This is a genomic window from Streptomyces sp. NBC_01013 (genome assembly GCF_045162765.1).
In the GTDB taxonomy this organism is placed as follows: domain Bacteria; phylum Actinomycetota; class Actinomycetes; order Streptomycetales; family Streptomycetaceae; genus Streptomyces.
In genome coordinates, this window is record NZ_CP108687.1 from 566,307 (window position 1) to 592,044 (window position 25,738).

General features: G+C 72.1%; 22 protein-coding genes. 14 read left to right on the forward strand and 8 right to left on the reverse strand.

What is annotated here, in order from left to right; translation table 11 throughout:
- Window positions 1-13 precede the first annotated feature (13 nt).
- From OG538_RS02450 to OG538_RS02460, 3 genes are read right to left on the reverse strand one after another with little or no spacing between them, the layout of a single operon-like run.
- On the reverse strand, window positions 14-2,401 hold the full coding sequence (locus OG538_RS02450; RefSeq protein WP_406089654.1) for a xanthine dehydrogenase family protein molybdopterin-binding subunit: 2,388 nt from the start codon (window positions 2,399-2,401) through the stop codon (window positions 14-16).
- Between the two features lie 5 nt (window positions 2,402-2,406).
- The gene (locus tag OG538_RS02455) at window positions 2,407-2,943 is read right to left on the reverse strand and encodes a (2Fe-2S)-binding protein (RefSeq protein ID WP_406089656.1); all 537 of its coding nucleotides are present in this window, start codon (window positions 2,941-2,943) and stop codon (window positions 2,407-2,409) included.
- Window positions 2,943-3,812 carry an FAD binding domain-containing protein gene (locus OG538_RS02460; RefSeq protein WP_406089658.1) on the reverse strand — a complete coding sequence of 290 codons (870 nt, stop codon included), beginning with the start codon at window positions 3,810-3,812 and terminating at the stop codon, window positions 2,943-2,945. The genes OG538_RS02455 and OG538_RS02460 overlap by 1 nt, the downstream gene beginning before the upstream one ends.
- A 141-nt stretch (window positions 3,813-3,953) precedes the next feature.
- On the opposite strand from OG538_RS02460, the gene OG538_RS02465 reads away from it, so the two are divergent.
- The 8 genes from OG538_RS02465 to OG538_RS02500 all read left to right on the forward strand — a co-directional run bounded on the left by OG538_RS02465 (window position 3,954) and on the right by OG538_RS02500 (window position 12,775).
- Window positions 3,954-5,048 (forward strand): XdhC family protein, encoded by a 1,095-nt coding sequence (locus OG538_RS02465; RefSeq protein ID WP_406089660.1) that lies wholly within the window; start codon window positions 3,954-3,956, stop codon window positions 5,046-5,048.
- 65 nt (window positions 5,049-5,113) lie between these two features.
- On the forward strand, window positions 5,114-6,475 hold the full coding sequence (locus OG538_RS02470; protein WP_406089661.1) for a TetR family transcriptional regulator: 1,362 nt from the start codon (window positions 5,114-5,116) through the stop codon (window positions 6,473-6,475).
- 224 nt (window positions 6,476-6,699) lie between these two features.
- Window positions 6,700-7,773: a Dyp-type peroxidase gene (locus OG538_RS02475; RefSeq protein ID WP_406089663.1), complete on the forward strand. Its 1,074-nt coding sequence runs from the start codon at window positions 6,700-6,702 to the stop codon at window positions 7,771-7,773.
- Window positions 7,770-8,567: a family 1 encapsulin nanocompartment shell protein gene (locus tag OG538_RS02480; RefSeq protein ID WP_406089665.1), complete on the forward strand. Its 798-nt coding sequence runs from the start codon at window positions 7,770-7,772 to the stop codon at window positions 8,565-8,567. The genes OG538_RS02475 and OG538_RS02480 overlap by 4 nt, the downstream gene beginning before the upstream one ends.
- 102 nt (window positions 8,568-8,669) lie before the next feature.
- A complete protein-coding gene (locus tag OG538_RS02485) occupies window positions 8,670-10,304 on the forward strand; it encodes a PucR family transcriptional regulator (protein ID WP_406089667.1) in 1,635 nt (544 codons plus the stop codon).
- Between the two features lie 105 nt (window positions 10,305-10,409).
- The gene (locus OG538_RS02490) at window positions 10,410-11,771 is read left to right on the forward strand and encodes a diaminopimelate decarboxylase (protein WP_406089669.1); all 1,362 of its coding nucleotides are present in this window, start codon (window positions 10,410-10,412) and stop codon (window positions 11,769-11,771) included.
- Between the two features lie 78 nt (window positions 11,772-11,849).
- Entirely contained in the window at window positions 11,850-12,329 is a 480-nt protein-coding gene (locus OG538_RS02495) for a MarR family winged helix-turn-helix transcriptional regulator (RefSeq protein WP_406089671.1), read from the forward strand.
- A gap of 2 nt (window positions 12,330-12,331) precedes the next feature.
- On the forward strand, window positions 12,332-12,775 hold the full coding sequence (locus OG538_RS02500; protein ID WP_406089673.1) for a hypothetical protein: 444 nt from the start codon (window positions 12,332-12,334) through the stop codon (window positions 12,773-12,775).
- A gap of 505 nt (window positions 12,776-13,280) precedes the next feature.
- Here OG538_RS02500 and OG538_RS02505 read toward each other — a convergent pair.
- From OG538_RS02505 to OG538_RS02525, 5 genes are all read right to left on the reverse strand, one after another.
- Window positions 13,281-13,916: an arylsulfatase gene (locus OG538_RS02505; RefSeq protein ID WP_406089675.1), complete on the reverse strand. Its 636-nt coding sequence runs from the start codon at window positions 13,914-13,916 to the stop codon at window positions 13,281-13,283.
- Between the two features lie 127 nt (window positions 13,917-14,043).
- Window positions 14,044-14,406, reverse strand: a complete 363-nt coding sequence (locus OG538_RS02510; RefSeq protein WP_406089677.1) for a GNAT family N-acetyltransferase — start codon at window positions 14,404-14,406, stop codon at window positions 14,044-14,046.
- A 30-nt stretch (window positions 14,407-14,436) separates the two neighbouring features.
- On the reverse strand, window positions 14,437-14,862 hold the full coding sequence (panD, locus tag OG538_RS02515; protein WP_406089679.1) for an aspartate 1-decarboxylase: 426 nt from the start codon (window positions 14,860-14,862) through the stop codon (window positions 14,437-14,439).
- A gap of 247 nt (window positions 14,863-15,109) precedes the next feature.
- Window positions 15,110-17,581, reverse strand: a complete 2,472-nt coding sequence (gene uvrA, locus OG538_RS02520) for an excinuclease ABC subunit UvrA (RefSeq protein ID WP_406089681.1) — start codon at window positions 17,579-17,581, stop codon at window positions 15,110-15,112.
- 305 nt (window positions 17,582-17,886) lie between these two features.
- On the reverse strand, window positions 17,887-18,321 hold the full coding sequence (locus OG538_RS02525; protein ID WP_406089683.1) for a VOC family protein: 435 nt from the start codon (window positions 18,319-18,321) through the stop codon (window positions 17,887-17,889).
- Window positions 18,322-18,624: 303 nt separating this feature from the next.
- Here OG538_RS02525 and OG538_RS02530 point away from each other — a divergent pair, with 303 nt between their 5' ends.
- The 6 genes from OG538_RS02530 (at window position 18,625) to OG538_RS02555 (ending at window position 25,736) form a co-directional block, all read left to right on the forward strand.
- A complete protein-coding gene (locus tag OG538_RS02530; protein ID WP_406089685.1) occupies window positions 18,625-18,861 on the forward strand; it encodes a hypothetical protein in 237 nt (78 codons plus the stop codon).
- A gap of 264 nt (window positions 18,862-19,125) precedes the next feature.
- Entirely contained in the window at window positions 19,126-19,755 is a 630-nt protein-coding gene (locus tag OG538_RS02535) for an alpha-ketoglutarate-dependent dioxygenase AlkB (protein ID WP_406089687.1), read from the forward strand.
- 262 nt (window positions 19,756-20,017) lie between these two features.
- Window positions 20,018-21,118, forward strand: a complete 1,101-nt coding sequence (locus OG538_RS02540; protein ID WP_406089689.1) for a LacI family DNA-binding transcriptional regulator — start codon at window positions 20,018-20,020, stop codon at window positions 21,116-21,118.
- 69 nt (window positions 21,119-21,187) lie between these two features.
- Window positions 21,188-22,801, forward strand: a complete 1,614-nt coding sequence (locus OG538_RS02545; RefSeq protein WP_406089691.1) for an FAD-dependent oxidoreductase — start codon at window positions 21,188-21,190, stop codon at window positions 22,799-22,801.
- A 188-nt stretch (window positions 22,802-22,989) separates the two neighbouring features.
- The gene (locus OG538_RS02550; RefSeq protein ID WP_406089693.1) at window positions 22,990-25,119 is read left to right on the forward strand and encodes a hydantoinase/oxoprolinase family protein; all 2,130 of its coding nucleotides are present in this window, start codon (window positions 22,990-22,992) and stop codon (window positions 25,117-25,119) included.
- Entirely contained in the window at window positions 25,116-25,736 is a 621-nt protein-coding gene (locus OG538_RS02555) for a hypothetical protein (protein WP_406089694.1), read from the forward strand. Before OG538_RS02550 ends, OG538_RS02555 begins: the two co-directional genes overlap by 4 nt.
- Window positions 25,737-25,738: the final 2 nt, after the last annotated feature.

The following is a 25,738-nucleotide window of genomic DNA, read 5'->3' on the forward strand; positions in this document are numbered from 1 at the left end:
GGGTGGGGCGGGATCAGGCGCCGGATGCCGTACGGATCAGCGCGCGTACCCGGCTCGGTGAGAGGGGTCCGCGGCGCACGACCACGCCGAAGGGGCGCAGCGCGTCCTCGACTGCGCCGGCGAGTACCGCCTGGGGGGCGATGGCGCCGCCTTCGCCGAGTCCTTTGACGCCGAGGTCGTTCATGGGGCTGGGGGTGAAGATCTCGTCCATGTCGAGGTCGGGGATCTCCGAGGAGGTGGGCACCAGGTAGTCCATGTAGGTGCCGGTACGGGGCTGCCCGTCGGGGCCGTAGATCATCTCCTCGTACAGGGCTCCCCCGATGCCCTGGGCGATGCCGCCGGTGACCTGCCCTTCCGCGATCATCGGGTTGACGATGTTGCCCGCGTCGTGGACCACGACGTAGTGCAGGATCCTGACCTCGCCGGTGTGTGCGTCGACCTCGACGACGGCGGCGTGTGCTCCGCTCGCGACGGCGAAACCCGGCGGACGGAAGTGCACGGTCTCGCTGATCTCGGTGCCGTGCCGGCCGTCGGTGGGCTCCGGGGTGCCGGGCATGGGCGCCTCCCCTGCCAGCTCCGCGAGGCTGATGGAGGGGCCGCCCGGTTCGCGGGCTGACACGACGCCCTCGTTCAGGGCGAGACCGTCCGGCGCGAGGCCGAGACGTCGGGCGGCAGCTTCGATGATCCTCTCGCGGACGAGCCGGCCGGCCCGGTGGGTGGCGTTCCCGGCGTTGACCAGCGCGCGGCTGGCTATGGTGCCCACGCCGAACGGAGTGGCATCGGTGTCGCCGCCGACCACGTCGATGACATCGAGCGGCACCCCCACGGCGTCGGCGGCGATCTGCGCCATGGAAGTGCGGTGCCCCTGCCCCTGGGAGGGGGCACCGATCGCGAGCCGGACACGGCCGCTGGGGGCGATGTCGATCCGGGCGGTCTCGAAGGGACCGAGACCGGTCGCCTCTATGTACATGGCGAAGCCGATGCCGAGGTGCTTGCCGTCGCGGGCACCCTCGCGCTGCCGGTCGCGTACCCGCTGGACGTCCGCCTTCGCGACGGCGCGGCGCAGGAGTTCGGGGAAGTCCCCCGAGTCGTAGGACTGCGGACTGCCCGAGCGGTCCACCAGGCCGGTCGCGTACGGCATCTCTTCGGGCCGCACCAGATTGCGTGCCCTCAGCTCCTCGGGTTCGATGCCCAGTTCCACGGCCAGCCGGTCCATGGCCCGCTCCATGGCGAAGACCGTCTCCGGACGTCCGGCGCCACGGTAGGGCGTGGCGAAGGTGGTGTTGGTGAGCACGCCGGTGACGTCGATGTGCACGTTCGGGATGCGATAGGGGCCCAGCAGGTGGCACAGGGAGTTGTACGGCACGACCAGGCCGGTCATGTTGTACGCGCCGAAGTTGACGGTGATGCGGTCGCGCACGGCGAGGATGCGGCCTTCGGCGTCCGCGGCGAGTTCGATGCGGTGGATCTGTTCGCGGGCGTGGGAGGAGGCGGTGAGGTTCTCGTTGCGGTCCTCACGCCACAGCACGGGCCGGCCGAGACGACGGGCGGCGTGCGGCACGAGGAGTTCCTCGACGTAGAGGATGCCCTTCTGGCCGAAGCCTCCGCCGACGTCGGCCGCGATGACGTGCACCGCGGCGGACTGGAGACCGAGGGTGTGGGCGATGGCGTCCCGGAGCCGGTGCGGGGTCTGGGTGCCCGACCAGACGGTCAGGCGGCCGTCGTACGGCTCGACCTGGGCCGAGACGGCACGGGTCTCGATCGGCGAGGCGACGTACCGGTGGGCGTCGAACCGTTCACTCACCACGGCATGCGCTGCGGCGAAGGCCTCTTCCGGGTCCCCGACCCGGGTGGCGACGGCGACCGCGGTGTTGTCCGGCAGGTCCTCGTGCAGCCGGGCCGCATCCGGCGACAGGGCGTGTTCGGGGTCGACCAGCACCGGCAGAGGGGCGTACCGCACCTCGATGAGTTCCAGCGCGTCCTCGGCGAGGTAGCGGTTCTCGGCAAGGACGAGGGCCACGGGCTGGCCGACGTAGAGGACCTTCTCGCGGGCGAGCAGCGGCATGGGCGTCATCCGGACCAGCGGATCGAGGAGATCGGCGAGACCGGGCGGGGTGCGCAGTTCCTCCTTGTTCAGCATCGCGGGCAGGTCCGCCACGTCGTCGCCGGTCCACACGGCGACCACACCGGGTGCGGCCAGGGCCGACGTCACGTCGACCGATTCGATACGGGCGTGGGCGTGCGGGCTGCGCAGGAAGGCCGCCTGGACCGCGCCCGGGAGGGCCACGTCGTCGACGTAGCGGCCGTTGCCGCGCAGCAGCCGGTCGTCCTCGACGCGCGGGACGGAACGGCCGATCCAGCTGCCGCTGCCGGCCTGGGCACGCTCGGAACCGTGGGACATGCGGGTCACTCCCCGAATCGCTCGTCGAGTGCCTGACACACGGCACGGCGGATGTTGCGGTAGCCGGTGCACCGGCACAGGTGCCCGCTGAGCGCGTCGGCGACCTGTTCCTCGTCCGGACGCTCGGGCTGCTCGGTCAGGGCGGTCGCCGTCATGACGAATCCCGGCGTGCAGAAGCCGCACTGCATGCCGTGGCACTCGTGGAAGGCCCGCTGTACGGGGGTGAGCGGGGCGTCGGCGGGCGCGAGGCCCTCGACGGTGCGGAGCTCGGCACCGTCACACTGCACGGCCAGGGTCAGGCAGGCACGCACCGGCTCGTCGTGGAGGAGGACGGTGCACGCTCCGCAGACGCCGTGTTCGCAGCCGGCATGGGTGCCGGTCAGACCGAGCCGGTCGCGCAGGAAGTCGGTGAGCAGCAGCCGCGACTCGACCTGGGCGGTGACCGGTCGTCCGTTGACGGTGAGGCTGATCTCGTGCCAGGCGGAGGGCTCGGCGAGCGGCGGTGCGCCCGCGACGAGCGGGGCGGGGACGGAGGGGGTCATCAGCAGCGCTCCCAGGCGGTGGTGCAGGCGCGGACGAGGAGGTGGGCGGCGGTCTCGCGCCGGTACTCGGCGCTGGCGTGAACGTCGTCGGCAGGGGTGAGGTGGGACAGCGCGGCACGGGCCGCGGCGGCGAGGGCCTGTTCACCGGCGTCGCTGCCGACGAGCGCGTGCTCGGCAGCGGGCAGGCGTACCGGGACGGGACCCGCACCGCAGAAGACCACGCGGGCGGCGCGGACGGTGTCCACTGCGGTGTCCCGTTCGAGGACGACGGCCACGCCGACCGTGGCGAAGTCGCCGTGCCTGCGGGTCAGCTCCTCGAAGGCCCAGCCGTGGTGTGCGGAGAGCGGCGGGAACACGACCTCGGTGAGGAGCTCGTCCGCCTCGACCGCCGTGGAGAAGGTGGCCACGAAGAAGTCCTCTGCGGTGACCGTACGAGTGCCCCGCGGGCCGGTGATCACGAAGCGGGCGTCCAGGGACAGCGCCGCGGTGGGCAGTTCGGCGGCCGGGTCGTGGTGGGCGAGGCTGCCGCAGACGGTGCCGCGGTGGCGGATCTGAGGGTGCCCGATGTGGCCGATCGCGGCGGCCAGCAGCGGCCATCCGTCCCGCACCGCGCCGTCCGCGGCGGCGTGGGCCTGCCGTACGGCGGCTCCGATGCGCAGGTTGCCCGCCTCGTCCACGTGGAGGCGGCCGAGTTCGGGGATGCGGGTGATGTCCACGAGCACGTCGGGTCTGGCGAGGCGCATGTTCAGCATCGGGATCAAGGACTGCCCGCCGGCGACGACCTTGGCCTCCCGTTCCTCGTCGCCGAGGAGGGCGACCGCCTCACCGACGGTGCTGGGGGCGGTGTAGTCGAAGGATGTGGGTTTCAACCCGCTGCCACCGAATCTCTCGTGTCGTCGTCGCGCCGTGGTTTTCGACACGGGCAACTTATCTAGTACCTGAAATGATTTACATTAAAGTTTCCTCTTGGCAAGAGGCTGTCCGAGATTTCACGGCCCGCGGAGGGCGATATGCGACATGTCATCGACCAGGCAGCCGCCTGGCAACGCTCCGGAACCCGCTTCGCCATGGCGACCGTCGTGCACACCTGGGGCTCCTCCCCCCACGGTCCGGGCGCCTCGATGCTCGTATCCGAGGACGGCCGGGTTGTCGGCAGCGTCTCGGGGGGCTGCGTCGAGGCCGCGGTCTGCGCGATCGCGGAAGACGTGCTCGCGGGCGGCGCCCCGGTGCTCGAGCGCTGGGGAGTCGGCGACGAGGACGCCTTTGCGGTGGGCCTGACCTGCGGTGGAACGATCGAGGTGCTGGTCCGCGAGATGGGTGCGGACGCCGCCCTCGACCGGCTCGCCACGGACATCGCGGCCGGCGTGCCGGTAGCCCTGGTCACCCCGCTCGACGGCAGCGGCTGCCTGGTCGTCGGCGGTGGGACGACCACCGGTTCCCTGGGGGACCCGCAAGCGGACAGGGCCGCGGCCCTGGCGGCCGAGGGCATGCTCGGCCGGGGCGCCGACGGGGTGGTGGCCGGCCGGGACGGCGCAGCCGCCGGCAGAACCTGCGCACCGGGATACCAGCTGCTGGTGCAGTCCTTCGCCTCTCGGCCCCGCCTGCTCGTTTTCGGTGCGGCGGAGTTCGCCCGGCCCTTGGCGGACATCGGCGCCACGCTCGGGTACCGGGTGACGGTCTGCGACGCGCGGCCCGCCTTCGCGACGGCCGAGCGGTTCCCGCGGGCGGACGAGGTCGTCACGGAAAGGCCCGATCGCTGGTTCCTCGCCCACGAGGATCTGGTCGACCCCGCGACCGCGGTGTGCGTGCTGACTCACGACACGCGGTTCGACGTGCCGGTACTCGGCGTCGCCCTGCGGAGCAGGGCCGGCTACGTCGGAGCCATGGGCAGCCGCCGGACGCACGAGGACCGGATGGCGCGACTGCGCGCGGCGGGCGCGACGGACGCGGAACTCGCCCGGCTGCGCTCGCCGATCGGGCTGGACCTGGGCGGACGGGGTCCCGAGGAGGCCGCTCTGTCGATCCTGGCCGAGATCGTGGCGGTGAGGCGCGGCGGCAGCGCGCTACCGCTCACCCTGCGCACCGGACCGGTACATGCAGTATGACTCTTTTTGAACGACTGTTTTCATGAACGACCGTTCAATTTGAACACTCGTTTAATGTAGTCTCCGTGGATCCACAGGACAGGGGCCGCCGAGACCCGGCCCAGAACACCGCGCCCCCAGCCGGTCGGGAAGCGGGGCGCCCCCGGCACCCGTCGAAGCGCCGCCCCGGCACCCATGACCCCGAGGGCAACCGTCACGCGGTCCTCGAAGCGGCCCGCCGCCTGTTCGGAGCGCACGGCTACCGGGGCGTGGGGGTCCGCGCCATCGCGGCCGAGGCAGGGGTGACACCCGGCCTGGTGATGGCGTACTTCGGCACCAAGGACGGTCTGTTCCGTGAAGCGGTCGGTGGCGGATCCGGCGTCACGGGCGACGTGCTCTCGGCCACGGCGGCCGGCACGGGCGAACTGCCCGCAGCGCTGGCCCGCGCCTACCTCGACCGGTGGGACCGCCTGCCGGCCGACGACCCCTGGCCCGCGCTGATCCGCTCGGCCGTGAGTCACCCGCCCAGCGCCGAGCTTCTGCGCACGATCCTGGAGAAGCAGGTCGGTGAACCCCTCGCGCGCCTGCTCGGAGACTCCGCCGATGCGGAGGTGCGCACCGCCGTCATCCGGAGCGTCCTGTTCGGCGTGATCATGGAGCGCTACCTCTTCGCGCACGATCCGGCGGCCTCCGTCCCGACCGAGGAACTCGCCCCGGCGCTGACGGATGTGCTCGTCACCGCTTTCGGCGACGCCCTCGGAACCGCGCCTCCCTCTCCGCATAAGGGCGAGGCAGCAGACGGCGAGGCGCATTCCCGTCCCGCTCCCCCGTCCCCGTCATCTTCAGGAGACGGCGCGGCTTCAGGAGACGGCGCGGCTTCCGGAGACGGCGCGGCTTCCGGAGACGGCCCGGCTTCCGGAGACGGCCCGGCTTCCGGAGACGGCGCGGCTTCCGGAGACGGCGCCGCGGAGCGTCGCCCGGAACTCTCGGTCCGGACGGCTGACGAACAGCCCACCGCCCTGTTCGCACAGCTGAACTCCTGTGCCGCTGCCCATCAGGAGCTGATCGGCAGGACCCTCCGCGCGTACGGCCTCAGCCTGCCCGCCTACGACGTGCTCACGGCCCTCCGCGATGCGGGAGAGCCCTACCGGCGGACGACGGGCGAGGTGGCAGCGGCGGGCAGGGTTCGCGCGGGCGGCCTCACCCAGCACATCGACCGCCTGGAGGCGGCGGGGCTGATCCGGCGGGAACGCGACGCGGACGACCGCAGGATCATCAGGCTGTCCCTCACCCCGCAAGGCCTGGAACTGACCAACCGGGTCGTCACCGTGCGGTCGGCCCAGGAGCAGGAACTGCTCGCCGGGCTGGGCGCTTCGGACCGGCGCCGGCTCGCCGGCCTGCTCGGTGCTCTGGGCGAAGACCTGGGGGCGGGTGCGACAGAGCGCTGACGCTCTGTCACGTTCGGCCATCGGGCCACCTCGCCGGTCACGGCGCGGGCCCGAACGCCCTCACTCGGGGGCGGGTCCTCTCCGGGTCGCCCGGTCGGGTGACCCGGGGTGCGGCGGCGCCCGGGGTGTGGGTAAGTGGCAGCGGGTCCCTCTCGTCCCCACCCGCGACGGGACCGTGTTCCACCGCGCCGTACCGCCGCCGAGCCAGTTCATGGAGCCGCCGCATGCCCGGGACCATCGAGGAACGGCCCGCGGCGCAGCCCGTCGTCGCACCGCTGACCAGTGCGGCCCTGATCCTGGTCGCCACGATCGAGCCCGGCGGGGAGCCCGTCGTCCATGAGGCACTGCCGGATCTGGCGGCGTTCGCACGCTCCATCGGGTTCCGCTACCCGGATGCCGGACTGGTGTGTGTCACCGGGTTCGGTTCCGATGCATGGGACCGGTTGTTCTCCGGCCCGCGGCCGGCCTCGCTCCACCCTTTCCAGGAGTTGCACGGCCCCCGCCATCGCGCCCCCGCCACGCCGGGCGACCTGTTCTTCCACATGCGCGCCGATCGGATGGACGTGTGCTGGGAGTGGGCTTCGCAGCTGCTGGACCGGCTGGGCGGGGCGGTGAAGGTCGTCGACGAGACGCACGGCTTCCGCTACCTCGACCACCGGGATCTGCTCGGGTTCGTCGACGGGACCGAGAACCCGGTGGGCGACGACGCCGTCGCGGCGGCCCTCGTGGGCGACGAGGACCCGGATTTCGCGGGCGGCAGTTACGTCATCGTGCAGAAGTACCTGCACGACCTGCCGTCATGGAACGCTCTGACGACCGAGGAGCAGGAGCGGGTGATCGGGCGGAGCAAATTCACCGACGTCGAACTGGCCGACGACGTCAAACCCGCCGACTCGCACGTCGCGCTGAACACCCTCACCGACGCGGACGGAACGGAGCGCGACATCCTGCGCGCCAACATGCCGTTCGGCAGCTTCGGGCAGGGTGAGTTCGGCACGTACTTCATCGGGTTCGCCGCCGACCCGGACGTCACGGAGCGGATGCTGCGCAACATGTTCCTCGGTAACCCACCCGGCACCCACGACCGCATCCTCGACTTCTCGACCGCGGTCACCGGCACGCTCTTCCACACTCCCGGCGCCGGCTTCCTCGGCGCCCCGCCGCCGTTGCCCGCCTCCGCCGAAGCCGCACCCCAGCCTGAGCCGGCGTCCGCGCCGGTGGCGAGGGCCGCGGCCGCGCCGGTACTCCGGGACGGTTCGCTGCGCATCGGCAGCCTGCAAGAAAGCGCCCAGAGATGAACAACCTCCATCGCGAGCTCGCCCCTGTCACCCAGGCCGCCTGGGACCAGATCGAAGAGGAGGCCCGGCGCACCTTCAGCCGCCATCTGGCCGGGCGCCGCGTCGTCGACGTCAGCGGTCCGCAGGGCCCGCATCTGGCGGCGGTCGGCGACGGTCATCTGCGTGACATCGATCCGCCCACACCGGACGTCCTCGCGCGGGCCCGTACGTCGATGCCGGTCATCGAGTGGCGGGTGCCGTTCACCGTGACGCGGGCGGCCGTCGACGATGTCGAGCGCGGCTCGGACGACAGCGACTGGCAACCCGTCAAGGACGCCGCCCGCACCTGCGCGTTCGCCGAGGACATGGTGATCATCGACGGTTACGCCGCAGCCGGGATCGCCGGTCTGCGGGACGGCTCCTCGCACGCCGCACTCCCCTTGCCGGCCGACGCCCGCGACTATCCGACCACGGTCAGCCAGGCGCTGACCCGGCTGCGTCTCGCCGGTGTGGACGGGCCGTACCGGCTCTTGCTGGGCGCGGACGCCTTCACGGAGGCGACGGAGACGTCCGACCACGGCTACCCCGTCTCCACACACCTGGCCCGCCTGCTGGACGACAGGATCCTGTGGGCGCCGGCGGTCGCGGGCGGAGTGCTGCTGTCCACCCGGGGCGGCGACTTCGAACTGTGCCTGGGCGAGGACCTGTCCATCGGATACCAGGACCATGACGCGACCGACATCCGGCTGTATTTCCACCAGTCGTTCACGTTCCGGATGCTGACCCCGGAGGCCGTGGTCCCGATCATCGCCTGACCGCCGACGGGGAACCGGACGTGTCCGTGCCTCCGGTCGTGGGCCGGAGGGAACTTCACCGCGGACACGCCCCGGGCCTGTGCGCTCGTATGCTCGGCTGCCATGACGAGCCGTACGTCCACCTCACCGGAGTCCGCGGTCGCGCTGCGCGAGGTTCTGGCCTTCGACGACACTGCAGCCCTACGGGCGGTCCTGGTCCCTGCGGGCCTCGACGTCGAGGTGCGGGGCGTGGCGGTCGGTGACGAGGGTGGCGCGCAGTCGCTCGACGGCTGCCTGGTGCTGGTGATCGGTGCGCCGGCCGCTTCCGCCGCGGCCGCCGGCCCGGTGCGGGAAGCCGCCGGGCGCGGCGCATCGGGCGTGGTGCTGCGTGACACGCAGGGAGAGGCCACCGCCCCGGAGGTCCTGGCCGCCGCCGAGGAGTCGGGCATCGCGCTGCTGACCCGCGCGGAGTGGGCCGACTGGGCGGACACCGCGGCGTTGTTGCGCTCCGCGCTGGCCTGCGCACGGGCGGGCCTCGACGAAGGGGCGCCGGATGGCACGGCAGGGGGCGCGGAGAGCCTGACCACCCTCGCCTCGGCGGTCGCCGAGTACACGGGGGGCTCGATCACGATCGAGGACACCCGGTTCCGGGTGCTGGCCCACTCCGCCACCGGGCCCGAGGCCGACGGGCTGCGCCGGTCCACGATCCTGGGCGGCCGCGTCCCCCGGTGGCGGGTCGCCGAGCTGCGCCGGAGCGGGATGCTGCGGGTGCTGTGGACGTCTCGGGACGTGATCCACCGCGCGGGGGACGCCGACGGCCCGGAACGTCTGATCATCGCGGTCCGCAGCGGTCCCGAGGTGCTCGGCTCCATCTGGGTGGCCGCCGACGGGCGCGCGCTGTCCCCGCACGCCGCCGACGCACTGCGCCGGGCAGCGGAGGCCGCCGCACCCCTCCTGGTGCGGCAACGGCTGCGCGAGAGCGGTGCGGCGCGCCACAGGGAGCTCGCGCTGCGCGGACTGCTGCACGGGGGCGGGGACGCCCGTACTCACGCCTGGTCCCTGGGGCTCTCACCCGATGCGGCCTGTGCGGTCGTCCTCGTCGAACGGGACGGTTCGGCACCGGCCGTGGGCGACCGCACCCTCGATGTGCTCGCCCTGCACGCCTCGTCGTACCGCCCTTCGGTGCAGGTGCTGCGCGACGGTGACCGACTCCTCGCGCTGCTGCCCCTCGGCGCGGGTGAGGAACGTGACGCGCTGGGCCTGGCCCGGGAACTCGCGACGCTGGCCCCTTCCCTGCCGGGCGGCGTGCCGGTCCTGGCGGGGGCGGGGCCGGTGGCCGGCAGCGCCCTGCGCGTACGTGACTCGTGCGAGGAGGCAGCACTGATCGTGCGGGTGCTGCGCGAGCGCGCGCTCCGTCAGGGCGGGGCCGGTGCGGCCCGGTTCGCGGATGCGGCGGCCGTCGGCGCGTCGCTGGACGTCGTGCGGATGCTGGACGCGGTCCGGCCGGTGTGGGAGGCGGGCGGCGGGCGGGTGCACGAGATGGTGCGGACGGATCGGGCATCGGGCGGTGAGCTCGTCCGTACGCTGGCCGCCTACCTCGACGCGTCGGGCGATGTGGTCCGGGCGGCTGCCCGGTTGGTGGTGCACCCCAACACGCTGCGGTACCGGCTGCGTCGCGTCCGGGAACGGTTCGGCTTGGATCTGGACGATCCCGACACCCGGCTGCTCATCACGCTCGCCGTGCGCCTCAACGGATAGGTTGGCCCTGGTCCGTGCGGTTCATTGGCCACCCGGACAAGAGCCTGCACCGATGTTGTCCAGCCGGACAGAGACTGTGAGGCAGCCATCACTGACTCTGATTCCATGAGCCTTTCATCGTCCCCCTCCGCTCCGCCCTCCTCCGCGCGAGTCGCGGCCGTGGTCCGACACGCCGTCGCGAACGGTCTGCTCGGCGAGTCCAGCCCGGTCGCCGGATTCGTCGACACGGACGGAGTACGCGACTCGGTCGCCGCACTTCACGAGGCCTTCGAGGGTGTGCCCGGCGTGCTCCACACCTTCGCCGCGAAGGCCGCGTCACTCGTACCGGTGCTGCGCCTCCTAGCGGAGTGCGGCATGGGCTGCGAGGTCGCGAGCCCGGGTGAACTGCGGATCGCGCTCGACGCCGGATTCGCCCCGTCCAAGATCGTCCTCGACTCCCCCGCCAAGACGCGTGACGAGATCCGGTGGGCGCTGGCACTCGGAGTGGCGCTCAACGCGGACAACCTCGACGAGGTGGACCGGATCGCTTCGCTGCGGCCCTCCGACGCGGTGTCCGCCATCGGGCTCCGGGTCAACCCCCAGGTCGGCGGCGGGTCGATCGGCGCGATGAGCACGGCCACGGCAACCTCCAAGTTCGGCGTGGCGCTGCGCGATCCCGGCGCGCGGGAGCGGGTCGTGGAAGCGTTCGCGGCGCACCCGTGGCTGACCCGCCTGCATGCTCATGTGGGTTCCCAGGGCTGTTCCCTGGAACTGATCGCGGCGGGCATAGGCGAGACGTACCGGCTGGCCGAGGAGATCAACAGCCGGCTCGGCCGTCGACAGATCACGGGCCTCGACATCGGCGGCGGCCTGCCGGTCAACTTCGCCGACGACACGGTCCGCCCCACCTTCGCCGCCTATGTGGCCGCGCTGCGCGCCGCCGTGCCGGGGCTGCTCGACGGGCGGTACGAGCTCGTCACCGAGTTCGGCCGGTCGCTGATGGCCAAGAACGGCTTCATCGGCGCGCTGGTGGAGTACACGAAGGACGCCGGGGGCCGACGCATCGTGCTCACCCACGCGGGCGCGCAGACCGCCACGCGTACCGTCTTCATGCCGGACGCCTGGCCACTGCGGGTCGGCGCGTTCGACGCAGGTGGATCGCCGAAGGCCGGGCCGGGGCTCGTCCAGGACATCGCGGGCCCGTGCTGTTTCGCCGGGGACGTCGTCGCGCACGCCCGGGAGCTGCCCGAACTGCGGGCGGGCGACTACGTGGTGCTGTACGACACCGGCGCGTACTACTTCTCCACACCGTGGGCCTACAACAGCCTGCCGCGCTCGGCGGTGTACGGATTCGGCATGGGGCCGGGTGCGGGGCACGACAGCCCGACGGTCCGCTTCGCGCCGGTGCGGGAGGTCCAGTCGCTGGACTCGATCGCCGCGGAGAGCGGTCTGGCGCACGCCGATGCCCTGCTGGATCTACGGGGCTGAACGTCGGCCGGTGCTACGGGTGGAACCACGTCCGAATTTTAGTAGCCATGTACATAGTAGCCATGTACTGTATTTCTCATGAGCAACGCACATGAGGGCCCCACCGCCGGCTTCCTGGTCTGGCGCCTGTCGATGAAATGGCGGGTGGCGATGGACCGGGCACTGGGGCCGCTCGGCCTGACCCACGCGCAGTACTCACTGCTGGGATCCCTGCTCGGGATGCAGCGCTCAGGACTGCGGCCGAGTCAGCGCGCGCTGGCGGACCACACCGGCCTCGAACCGCTCTACGTGTCGAAGCTGGCACGCGGCCTGGAGACCGCCGGCCTCGTCGAGCGCACCACCGATCCGGCCGACTCCCGAGCGGTCCAGCTGTCGCTGACCGATGAGGGCACCGCGGTGACCGGCCGCGCGGTCGGCGTGGTGCAGCAGCTCCTCGACGGGTTGCTCACTCCGCTGGGCGGCCTCGAAGGCGCGGACACCGAGGCGTTCACCCAAGCACTGACGGCACTGCTCGACGCCCCGGCCCCAGCGGCCGACGGCTCTTCCACCAAGGAGTAACCATGTCCACCACACCCACCGTCAACGGCCAGGTCATCGGCCAGGCCCACTACGCCACCCGCGCCGTCCTGGAACGACTGCTGGCCGGCACCGGCACCACGTTCCACCAGTCCGTAGCACTGAACGCCACCGCCGACAACGACGGTCCGATCGACCGGAGCGGGCTCGTCGAGCGGATGACCGCCACCCTGAAGATCGGAGCGACGGTGGCTCAGGACACCCTCTCCGGGCTGACGTCGGCCGGACTGATGGAGGAGCTGCCCGGCCAGGCGTCCCGGCTGGTGCTGACGGCCGCGGGCGCCGAAGTGCAGCGAACGAACAGAACCGGCATCGCCGAGATCACGGCCCGGCTGTACGCGGACCTGCCGGCCGAGGACCTCGCTGCGGCAGGCCGGGTGCTGACCGAGGTCACCGCACGGGCCAACGCCGTACTGGCCGAGGCCTAGCCCGACCCGCACCCTGTGCGGCGTGGGGTCGTATCGACGACGCCGCCACAGCTGTTCAGGCCGGACCCGGCAGCCCTGCCTGATCCGGGGGAAGGGCCCTGGCCGGCCGGCGGTGCCGGAAAGCCGGCCGCCGCCGGACTCCCGGCCGCTGCGGGTCAGCCGACCGGCGAAGGCTCCGGCTCGGGCGGCGGCACCGGCTCGGGGTTCGGCGCGGGCGGCTGCGGAATCGGGTCCGGCGCCGGGCCCGGAGGCGTGGGCACGGGCGGCGTCGGCCCGGGACCCGGCGGAACCGGCGTGGGCTCCGGCAGCGGCTGGGGCGGCCCCGGCATCGGCCCGGGGGTGGGAGCCGGCGGTACCGGGTCGGGGAACGGGTGCGTCATCTCAAGCCTCCGAACGGTCAGGGTGGATCTCCTCCACCGTCTCCCGGAGCGGCTGCCCGCGCCCGGCGAGTCCACACGTACGGCTGCGGATGCTCCGGCCGGCTCACGACCGCCGGCCGGGTCGGTCAGCCTGCGGCCGCGACCGCGGCGGCGTCCAGACCGGGCCCCGGGCTGGACAGGACCGGGATCCGGGTGACCGAACGGGTGACCGCGCCCGCCATGGAGACCTGGGCCAGGACGATCACGTCGGCGTCCGTCACGTCGTCGGCGGCGGCCGCCACGAGATCCAGGTAGCCGCCGTGATCACCGGCTTCGAAACGCGCCCAGGCGCCGTCGACCAGCACGGTACGCACGTCCAGGGTCTCCCCCGCCCGCTCCGCCTCCTGCGCGAGCAAGGCGCGGGTCGGCTCCAGGGTGGCGTGGTGTGCCGCCAGAACGGTGACCCGCCCCGCTCGGACGGCGGCGGCCGCCATCGGCCGGTCGATGCGCAGGACCGGGACGCCGAGACGCGCCCCGACGGACTCGGCGACACCGCCGATCGTCGAACAGGTGCAGAGCACCGCGGTGGCCCCCTCGGCGACAGCGCCGCTGACCAGCGCCTCGACATCACCCGCCATCGCCTCCGGGCCCAGCACACCCGCCCGGTCGAGCAGGTCCCCGTGCACGAGGTGGCGCAGGACGAGTCCGGGGTGACGGGCGTCGCGCAGGGCGTCGAAGACCGGGACATGGACCGCAGAGGTGTGCAGAAGGGCGAGGCTCATCCGCCCCACGCTACCGGCACCCGGTCCACGTCCGCACAGCCACCGCCGAGGGCGCGTGGGACGTCGGCCACGGGCCGGGCACCCTCCGGGCCGCCCGCCCGCACGACACGGACGAGCTGCTCCGTGATCAGTAGAGCTCGGGGTGCGAGGCGAGCTCCTCCCTGGCACGCTCCACCAGTTCCGCGGGGACCTCGTGGGCTTCGTCCGGATGGCGCGAGGCCCACTTCGCGGCGTACGGGCAGAGGGGGACGACGGGAACGCCCTCGCGGGCCGCCATGGCGTAGAACTCCTTCACCAGGGAACCGCCGATGCCCTTGCCCTCGTGCCCCTGTTCAACGACGGTGTGCACGGCGACGAGCGCCGCAGGCGTCCCGTCCATCGCGAAGTACACGATGACGCCCACGGCCACCCCGTCTACGTGAGCGAGCAGCCTGCCTGCCGCCCGGTCGTCACGGATGGCTGGTCCGGTCTGTTCTGCCCGCTCCGGCACGGCGAAAGCTCCCTCGCTGAGTGATGCCCTTCAGCGCGCCGCGGGCACGGCGTGCGGACTGCGCTCGGTGTCCGTACCCGGTACGGGTGCGGAGGCGTCGGCCCCGAGTTCGACGATCCGGTTGCCCGCGTCGACGTGCACGATACGCGGAACCAGCCCGCGCGCCTCGGCGTCGTCGACCTGCGCATAGCTGATCAGGATGACCAGGTCACCGGGGTGTACGAGGTGGGCGGCAGCGCCGTTGATCCCGATGACACCGGAGCCGCGCTCGCCCTCGATGACGTAGGTCTCCAGCCGGGCGCCGTTGTCGATGTCCACGATGTGGACCAGCTCGCCGGGCAGCAGGTCGGCGGCCTCCATCAGCGCGGCGTCGACCGTGACGGAGCCGACGTAATGGAGATCTGCCTGGGTGACGGTGGCTCGGTGGATCTTGGACTTGAACAGAGTACGCAGCACTTTGGACTCCTGGAAGACGGCTCCCTGCCAGCTTTTTGCAGGTCAAGGGCGTCCCACACTGTACATCGCCATGCCCTTCGGTCGAAGGCCTTCAGGAACATCGTGCGCCGCTGCGACCAGGCACCCCGCCTCGGCATTTTGCTGCACCAAGCAGGCTGGCGCGGGCCACCGACTCGGCTCGTGCGCGAAGGAAGTGCGCGAGACCGGTGCTGAGTGGACGCCGGCTCACCGGCCCTCCGCGCCGTCGTCAGGAGCGCGCGAGCCGGGCCGCGAGATAGGGCGCGGTGGCGCTGCGGCGGGCCCTCGCCACCTTGGCCGGCGGGCCCGCCGCGACCACCCGCCCGCCCGCGTCGCCACCGCCCGGCCCGAGGTCGATGACCCAGTCGGCGGTAACGATCGTGTCCAGGTCATGCTCGACGAGGACGACCGTGTTGCCCGCGTCGACGAGCCGGTGCAGCTGTCGCAGCAGCAGCGCGACGTCCGAGGGGTGCAGCCCCGCCGTCGGCTCGTCGAGCAGGTAGAGCGCGTGGCCGCGGCGGGCTCGTTGCAGTTCGGTGGCCAGTTTGATGCGTTGCGCCTCACCGCCGCTGAGTTCCGTCGCGGGTTGGCCCAGCCGCAGGTACCCCAGGCCCACCTCGCGCAACGTCTCCAGACTGCGGGAGGCGGCCGGGACGGCGGACAGGAACGTGGCGGCGGCGTCGACGGACAGCGCCAGCACTTCCGCGATGTTCTTGCCGAGGTAGGTGACGTCCAGCGTCTCGGCGTTGTACCGGGCACCCTCGCAGGTCGGGCACGGCGCGTAGGTGCCGGGCAGGAACAGCAGTTCCACCGCGACGAATCCTTCGCCCTGGCAGGTCTCGCACCGCCCTTCGGGCACGTTGAAGGAGAACCGCCCGGCCGAGTAACCGCGCGCCCTGGCCTCGTCCGTCGCCGCGTACAGCTTGCGCACCGCGTCGAACATCCCCGTGTACGTGGCCAGGTTGGACCGGGGGGTTCGGCCGATGGGCCGTTGGTCGACCCGGACCAGACGGTCGAACGACTCGAGTCCCGACGCGTCCTGGACGTCGACCTGCAACTGCGCCTCGTCGGGCTCCTCCGGTACGAGTCCGAGGTGGCCGCGGACGACCTCGGCGAGCACCTGCGTCACCAGCGTCGACTTCCCGGAACCGGACACGCCCGTCACCGCCGTCAGGACGCAGAGCGGCACGTCCACGGACACGTCGTGCAGATTGTGGCGGGAGACGCCGCGCAGGTGCAGCCAGCCGTGCGGTGCGCGCGGACGGTGATCGAGCGGCTTGGCGCGCCCGAACAGGTACTCGCTCGTGGCCGACTCCCCGACCCGCTCCAGGCCGGCGACCGGGCCGCTGTACAGCACGCGTCCGCCGCCCTCGCCCGCACCGGGGCCGATGTCGACCACCCAGTCCGCGCGCCGTACGACGTCCATGTCGTGCTCCACGACGAACAGTGTGTTGCCTGCCGCCTTGAGGCGGTCCAGCACCTCCAGCAGCGGTTCCGCGTCAGCCGGGTGCAGGCCCGCGGAGGGTTCGTCGAGGACGTAGACGACGCCGAACAGCCCCGAGCGCAGCTGGGTGGCGATCCGCACGCGCTGCGCCTCGCCGGGCGACAGGGTCGTCGAGCGGCGCCCGAGGCCGAGATATCCGAGGCCCAGGTCGAGCAGTACGTCGACCCGCGCGACCAGATCGCCGCAGATCCGGACCGCGACCTCGGTCGTCTCCCCGGATCGGGCGGTCGACGTGGTGGCGTCGGCCTCGGACCGTGCCGCGACGGGCCGCAGCAGCGCCGCGACCCCGGTGAGCGGCATCGCGTTGACCTCGGCGATGGAACGTCCGGCGAAAGTCACGGCGAGCGCCTCGGGCCGCAGTCCGCTGCCGTGACACTCCGGGCAGGGCACACTCCTGACGAACCGGAGCGCCCGTTCGCGCATCTTCTCGCTCCTGGAGTCGGCAAGGACGTGCATGACGTGCTTGCGAGCGCTCCAGAACTTGCCCTGATAGCCGTAGTCGACGCGATCCTCCTCCGGCTCGATGTACACGGAGGGCTGCTCGTCCGTGTACAGCAGCCAGTTCCGGTCCTTCTTCCTGAGCCTGCGCCACGGTCGGTCGATGTCGATCCCCAGGCCGCTCACGACACTGCGGAGGTTTGCGCCCTGCCAGGCGCCCGGCCAGGCGGCGATCGCCCCCTCGCGGATGCTCAGCGAGGGGTCCGGGACGAGCAGCTCCTCGGCGACGTCGTGCACGACGCCCAGTCCGTGGCACCGCGGGCAGGCGCCGGCCGCGGTGTTGGGTGAGAACGACTCGGCTTCCAGCCGCGCCGCCCCGGGCGGATAGGTGCCGGCGCGGGAGTACAGCATGCGCAGCAGATTGGACAGCGTGGTCAGGGTGCCGACCGTCGAGCGGGAACCGGGCGACCCGCGTCGCTGCTGCAGGGCCACGGCCGGTGGCAGCCCGGTGATTTCCTGCACGTGGGGTGCACCGACCTGTTGCAGCAGCCTTCGGGCGTACGGCGCCACGGACTCGAAGTAACGCCGCTGCGCCTCCGCGTAGAGCGTGCCGAACGCGAGCGACGACTTGCCCGACCCGGAGACGCCGGTGAAGGCGACCATCGCGTCCCGCGGAACGTCGACATCAATGTTCCGCAGGTTGTTCTCACTGGCACCCCGGACATGCACGAAGGCGTCGGTCGCATCCTTGTTCACCATTCCTGACTACCTGATCGCGCGGTGAACCGCGCGACAGGAGCCGTCACAGGGCCCCGCTCCCCCGAGCGCTATGCAGAGCGCTTCGCCGCGAGGCGCCTGCCCTTCGCGCCCACTCTCGATCGGCCCTGCCCGGGATCCACGGAAGTCCTGCGGGCCAAGGAGGAGCACGAGGTGCAGGAGGGGCCCGCGCGGCAGGCCGCCGAGCGGCTCGTGGAATGGAAGGTCTCACGGGATGACTCCCGCCGCGTGCGAGACCCGAGAGGTCCAAGACAGACGGTTCCCCACCTCGCCGACCCGGTGCGTCCTCAGTCGAGACAGAACTCGTTGCCCTCAAGGTCCTGCATCACAATGCAGGACTCGTTCTCGCCATCGGCAAGCATCGTTCGCACATGTACCGCGCCGAGCGCGACCAGCCGTGCGCATTCGGCTTCAAGCGTGGCCAGGCGCTCCTCACCCACGAGCCCGATGCCGGCCCGCACGTCGAGATGCAGCCGGTTCTTGACAACTTTCCCTTCAGGGACGCGCTGGAAGAGCACGCGCGGGCCCACACCCGAGGGATCGCTGCAAGCGAAATAGACCACCTGGTCCTCAGGCGGCAGCGAGCGATGGTAGTCCTCCCAAGTGGCGAACCCCGTCGGGGTCGGAGGTACGACGTACCCCAGCACCTCGCACCAGAATCCGGCGAGACGCGCAGGATCCGCGCAGTCGAAGGTCACTTGGAACTGCCTGATCGTTGACATCGGCGCACGATAACAAGCGCCCCTGCCCACCTCCCCGGGCGGGTAGGTGGGCACGTCGTCGGGACGAACGACCGCTCCTTGCCGTCCGCTGCTCTTCGTTCGGTCGCAGAGGTGGACAGGGGCGAGTGCTCCGAGGGGTGGGACTCCGGACCCATCTCATCCTCGTGTGCCGGTTCAAGAACGGTGAGCCGACGACGCTGGACATGAGTGCCACGCACGAGGTCCCTGACCCCTGTGCGGTGGCGTGGGACCCCGCGACTGACTTCCTGCTGGTGAGTACGGCGGAGGGGGGAGGAGGCGGGCGTGTACTTCAACAACCCGACCGGCATCACCTTCAACCGATTCGCAGGGGACGGGATCATGGACCTCCTGGCCGTCCTGCTGCGACGGCTGGATGCCGTGCTCGTCGTCCCGGGCGGACCGACCATGATCCAGCAGGACGAGGACCGCGATCTTCTGCCTGCCTCCCTCAGGGACGAGTGGCCCGTCGTCGTGGCCCGTACCGGCGCGGAGATCGACCGGGCGATCCGGGCTTCCTGAACTGATCACGGACTGAGCGCATGCCACGGCCGGAAGGGCGGGCGGTCCTTGTTCGGCCGGCAGCGGCGGCACCGACGCTCGGGCGCGGGCAGCGGGAAGGTGAGATCCGGGCGGGGCCCGGGTCAGGCGGCAGCACGTGGCGGCCTCCGACGCCGCCGGCCCGCCCCCTCCGCAGTGCGTGCGAGCCACCGCCCAGCCGCGTCCGGCGTGCCGGCGGCCCGGTCCCGAATTAGCTCACCTGTTCGATTCGCGTAGACTGGGCCCATGGCAACCCACCAGCTCCAGGGATCACTCTTCGACCAGAGCGACGACGTGCGGCTGGGCCCTCTGGGCGGGATCCGCAGGACGGTTCTCGGTGACGGGGCCTGGATCGACCTGCTGCCGGGCTGGCTCAGTGGCGCCGGAGTCCTGTTCGAACAGCTGGCCACGGACGTCCCGTGGAAGGCGGAGCGTCGGCAGATGTACGAGAAGTTCGTGGACGTGCCCCGGCTGCTCGCCTTCTACCGGGCAGGCCAACCGCTGCCCCACCCCGTACTCGACGAGGCACGCCGGGCCCTCTCCGCGCACTATGCCGCCGAGCTCGGCGAGGAGTTCGCCACAGCCGGCCTCTGTTTCTACCGGGACGGACGCGACAGCGTGGCCTGGCACGGTGACCGCATCGGGCGGGGCGCCCGCGAGGACACGATGGTCGCCATCCTCTCCGTCGGCGCACCCCGCGACCTGCTGCTCCGCCCGCTTCACGGCGGCGAGACCGTCCGCCGCCCGCTGGGGCACGGCGACCTGATCGTGATGGGTGGCTCGTGCCAGCGGACTTGGGAGCACGCCATCCCCAAGTCGGCCCGGTCCTCCGGAGGGCGCATCAGCGTCCAGTTCCGGCCGCACGGGGTGCAGTAGCCGGAGCCGCTGCCCCATCGAAGGCACGCCCCAAAACCGCCGACGCGTGAGCCTCGACCAGCGCGCCCGCGGGGCCTCCCGCGGGCGGCCGCACAGCCGCGCCCTCCGACAGCGAGCCGGCAGCACCGCCCGCACGCCTTGCCCCTCCGGGCGGGAAGGGCCGAAAGAAGTCTTGCGCGAACCCTTGACCGCCGCGATGCCGGGGCTCACAGTACTCGTTAATGCGCATTAGTAATACGCATTAACGATCCGGAGGCACACCGTGGAAGAACCCAAGCAGCGCGCCCGGCCGGGCCGGACCCCCGCCCCGGGGGGGCGCACGTCCCGGCCTCGGCAGGCCGAGGTCGCACGCCTCGCCGGGGTCTCCCAGGCCACGGTCTCGCTGGTCCTCGGGGCACGTAAGCAGGGCGCAACCATTTCGGAGGAGACCCGGCGCAAGGTGCTCGACGCCGTGCGTACGCTCGGCTACGTCCCCGACCCGGCGGCCAGCAGGCTGGCCGCCGCACGCAACAATCTGCTCGGGGTCTTCAGCTTCACCTCGACGTTCCCGACCGACGTGCAGCACTCGTACTACCCGTTCCTCGTCGGCGTCGAGCAGGAGGCGGCCGCCCGCGGCTACGACCTGGTTCTGTTCACCGGTTCCAGTACGGGTGGTGCCGGGGCCGCCGGGCCCCACGCGCTCAACCGGGTGCGGCTCGCCGACGGCTGTCTGTTCCTCGGACGCCACGCGCCCGCCGCCGAGCTGCTGCGGCTGGTCGCCGACGGCTTCCCCGTGGTGCACCTGGGCCGCAGGGACGAGCTGGAGGGGCTGGCCTGGGTCGGTGCCGACTACATCAGCGCCAGTCAGGAGGTCGTGGCGCATCTTGCCTCCCTCGGGCACCGGCGCATCCTGCTCGTGCGTGAGGACGACGACGCCCCCGCCTCCACCGACCGCGAACACGGCTTCCTCAAGGGGCTGGAGGAGGCGGGGCTGCCCGGCGGCCCCGGAGCCGTCTTCCGCTCGGCCGACCCGGAGCGCGACCTCACCGCGGAGCGGCTGCGCGGCTGGCTGGACGAGGGGGTAACGGCGTTCGTCGCGGAGGAGACCGATACCGGCGATGCCTGGCGGGCTCTGCACGGCGCCGCGCACTTCGTCGGGATCGACTGCCCGCGCGACGCCTCGCTCGCGGTACTGGGCAGCCCCCCGCCGGACCTCGCGGACGGCCCGGACCTCACCGGATTCGACATCCCCCGGCCGCAGTTGGGCGCGGCCGCCGTACGCATGCTCGCCGCGCTGGTGGCCGGCGAAGAGGCGACGGAACCTCTCGTTGCCTGCGCCTTCCGCCCCGGTTCGACAGCGGGTCCGCCCCCTGCCCACCGCTGACCGGGCTCCGCACTTCCCCCGCACACCCGCACCACTGCACTGAGTACACCCAGCACTTCAAGGAGAACCGTGACATCCGAACCGGACATCCTCATCGTGGGCGCCGGACTCGGCGGCGTCGCCGCCGCCCTCGCCGCCTGCCGGGCCGGGCGCACCGTGGTCCTCACCGAGGAGACGGACTGGATCGGCGGCCAGCTCACCTCGCAGGCGGTCCCGCCGGACGAGCATCCGTGGGTGGAGGAGTTCGGGACCACCGCCTCCTACCGCGCCCTGCGCGAGTCCATCAGGGACCACTACCGCCGCTGGTACCCTCTGCGTTCCGAGGCCCTGGCGCTCACCACCCTCAACCCCGGGGCCGGCCGTGTCAGCAAGCTGTGCCACGAGCCGCGCGTCGCCCTCGCCGTCCTTGAGGCGATGCTCGCGCCGCACCGCTCATCCGGCCGGCTGACACTGCTGACCGAGCACCGGCCCGTCGCCGCCGAGGCGGGAGACGACGACACCGTACGGTCCGTCACGCTGGAGGAGACCCGCACCGGCAACCGCCATACGCTCAGAGCCCGTTACGTCGTCGACGCCACCGAGACCGGCGAACTGCTCGAACTCGCCGGGGTGGAGCACGTGATCGGTGCGGAGGCACGCGCCGAGTTCGACGAACCGCATGCCCCCGAGGAGGCACAGCCCCTCAACCAGCAGGGCATCACGGTGTGCTTCGCGCTCTCCCACCACGAGGGCGAGGACCACACCATCGAGCGCCCGGCCGACTACGACTTCTGGCGCACCTATCAGCCGGACTTCTGGCCGGGCCCGCTGCTCGGCTTCCTCGCCCCCGACCCCCGCAGCCTGGAAGCCGTCCCGCGTACCTTCGTCCCCAACCCGGACCTCGACCCGCTCGACGTCAACGCGGACCAGTCCGCCGACGCGGGTGACAAGGAACTGTTCGGCTTCCGCCGGATCCTGGCGCGCAAGCTGCACCGTCCCGGCGCCTTCGACTCCGACATCACCCTGGTCAACTGGCCGCTGAACGACTACTGGCTGAAGCCTCTGATCGGAGCCGGGGAGGAGACGTCGGCCGCCGCACTGGCCGAGGCCCGCCAGCTGTCGCTGTCGGTGCTGTACTGGCTCCAGACCGAGGCGCCCCGCGCGGACGGCGGCCAGGGGTTCCCCGGGCTGCGGCTGCGTCCCGACATCACCGGTACGTCCGACGGGCTCGCCAAGGCTCCGTACGTCCGCGAGTCGCGCCGCATCAAGGCCGTCACCACCGTCACCGAGCACGACGTGTCCATCGACATCGTCGGTCCGTACGGCGGCACCCGGTACAAGGACTCCGTCGGCGTAGGCAACTACCGCATCGATCTGCACCCCTCGACCGGTGGCGACAACTACATCGACATCGGTTCGGTGCCGTTCGAGATCCCCCTCGGTGCTCTGATACCGCGCCGGGTGCGCAACCTGCTGCCCGCCGGCAAGAACATCGGCACCACCCACATCACCAACGGCTGCTACCGGCTCCACCCGGTGGAATGGAACATCGGCGAGGTCGCCGGCTCCCTCGCGGCGCACTGCGTCGCCGAGGGCGTCGAACCTCACCGGGTCCAGGCCGAGGACAAGCGGTTCGACGCGTTCGCCCGGTTGCTGGACCGCGAAGGCATCCAGCGTCACTGGCCCGACGTACGCGGCTACTGACCCACCACCGGGCAGCCCCGTTCGCCCGGACGACACCACCGCTTCACCGCACGGCCCCCCGGGGTGAGGGCGGAGCGCCGGGCGGGCGCAGCTCCACCTGTACCCGCCCGGCCCAGGGCCGGTCCCGTAACGACGACCGGTCCCCTGCCGCCCTCGCCCTGCCAACCCGCACAAGGAGGTGCCCAGCCATGAACACCCACCGCATCCGCGTCGGCATCGACGTGGGCGGAACCTTCACCGATGCCGTGGCCGTTGACGCCACGACCCTGCACTTGCTGGGGCAGGTGAAGGTTCCCACCAGCCACCACCACGAGGACGGTGTCGCCCACGGCATCGTCGAAGCTCTCGACCGCCTGCTGGAGCAGACCGGCCACACCCCGCAGGACGTGACCTTCCTCGCGCACGGCACCACACAGGCTACCAACGCCCTGCTGGAGGGCGACGTCGCCACCGTCGGCCTGATCGGCATCGGCGCAGGTCCGAGCGCGGCGCTCACCCGCCGGCTGGCCTCGTTCCGCAAGTTGGAGCTCACCCCGGGCAAGCGGCTGCCGCTCGTCTACGGGCACGTGGCCGACCCGGACGACGCGCCGGCCGTACGCGCCGCCCTGGACGCGGTCGTGCGGGAGGGCGCCGAAGTGGTCGTCGCCAGCCAGCCGTTCAGCGTCGACCGTCCCGAGGGCGAGGACGCCGTCGCCGCCGCGGCTTCGGAGCTCGGGCTGCCGACGACGGCCGCGCACGACATCACCTCGCTGTACGGGCTCCACAAGCGGACCCGGACGGCCGTGGTGAACGCCGCGATCCTGCCGCGCATGCTCGCCACGGCCGACCTCGTCGACTCCTCCATCACCAAGGCGGGCGTGAGCGCGCCGTTGATGGTGATGCGTTGCGACGGCGGTGTGATGTCGCTGGACGAGATGCGACGCAGACCGCTGCTGACCGTGCTGTCCGGACCGGCGGCGGGTGTCGCCGGAGCGCTCATGCAGGAGCGCATCAGCGAGGGCCTGTTCCTGGAGACCGGCGGAACGTCCACGGACATCAGTGTCGTGCGGCGGGGCAAGGTCGCCGTGCGGCACGCCACCATCCTCGGCCGGGCCTCGTACCTGTCGGCGCTCGACGTACGGACCGTCGGGGTCGGAGGCGGGTCGATGGTCCGTCTCGCCGGCGGCGGCGTCACCGGTGTCGGACCGCGCAGCGCACACATCGCGGGGCTGGCGTACGCATGCTTCGCGAGCGCGGCGGACCTGCGTGACGCGAAGGTCACCACGATCCGGCCGATGGAGGACGACCCGGCCGACTACGCGGTGATCGATGCCGCCGGCGGGCGCTTCGCAATCACCATGACCTGTGCGGCCAACGCCCTGGGCCGGGTGCCTGACGGGGACTTCGCACAGTGCGACCGGGCCGTCGCCGAGGCCGCGATCGCCCCTCTGGCCGCCCTGCTCGGCACGGACGTCGCCACGGCGGCGACGATGATCCTGGATGCGGGCACCGATCAGGTCAGGGCGGTGGTCGACACGATGATGCGCGACTACCGCCTGGACAAGGACACCGCGCTGCTCGTCGGCGGGGGCGGTGGCGCCGCCTCCGTCACTCCTCATCTCGCGGCCGCCACCGGCCAGGAGGGCAGGATCGCCCGGCACAGCGAGGTGATCAGCCCCATCGGAGTGGCCCTCGCCCTCATCCGGGAGCAGGTCGAGCGCATCATCCCGGGTGCCGGGCAGGAGCAGATACTCGCCGTGCGCGCCGAGGCGGAGGCGGCTGTCGTCGCCCAGGGTGCCGCAGCCGACGGCGTGGAGGTCGAGGTCACCGTCGATCCGCAGACCAGCACCGTGCGGGCCGTCGCGACCGGCGCCACCGAACTGCGTACGCAGGACCGTGCTCACCGGGCCGACGAGGCGGACCGGCTGCGTGCCGCAGCCGACAGCCTCAGGACCGACCCGGCGTCGGTGCGGGTGCTCGCGGGCACCCCGGCCCACACCGTGTACGGCACCGACGTGCACCGGCGGTTCCGCCCGGACCGCCACCCGGTGCGCGTCGTCGACGCGGACGGCGTCGTACGGCTCCACGCCCCCGATGCCCGGGTCGAGACCACCACGGTGGGCCGGGCGCCCGAGGTCCTCGCCGGCCTGGTGAAGGAGGCGACGTCGTACGGCGACGGCGGTGTCCGCGCCCCGGCGCTGCGGCTGCTGCTCGGCTCCCGAATAGCCGACCTGTCCGGGGTGCTGGATCCGCAGCCGCTGCTCGCGCTCGCCCGCAGCGAACTGCGTGCCCGCGCCGCCGACGAACCGGTCGTCGCCGTCCTGGAGGTGCGGTCATGACGGCCGCCCTGCTCGATTCGGCCGCGCTCGCGGCGATCGGGACCCTCTCGGCGTGCGACGACGTCGAGTTCGGCGTACGGCTGCTGGCGCACACTCCCACGCACGAGGGCCGCGACCCGGAACTGCTGCGTCACTGGGCGCGTACGGCCGACGTGTTCGGCGCGGCCCTCGCTCCCGCCCCCTCCACAGCCCGGATCGTGGAGAGCGACGGCGGACTGGCAAAGGGGCTCCTGGCCCGTTACACCTCCCGGCCGGTCCCGACCGTCGAGCTGTTCACCGACACCTTGGCCCTCGCCGAGGAGCTGACCGACCTGCTCGGATGGCGTCACTGGTTCCCGGCCGGATCGGTACGGGCGGCGGCGATCGCGCACGAGGCGGTGCACGAGCGGCTGCACCACGGGCCGGCGAAGAAGGATCTGAAGCGCGCGCTGAACCATGTCGTACTGCGCGCGGGGCGTCACACCCTGTACGGCCATGTCGCCGGGGCCGACGAGATCGCCGCACATGCCCACGCCCGCGCCGCCTGTGGTCTGGGACGCAGCCCGCTCCTGCTCACGGCCGCCCTGGCCACCGCGGCCGAGCCGCAGCACGGATTCCCGCACGGAAGAGAGAAGTAACG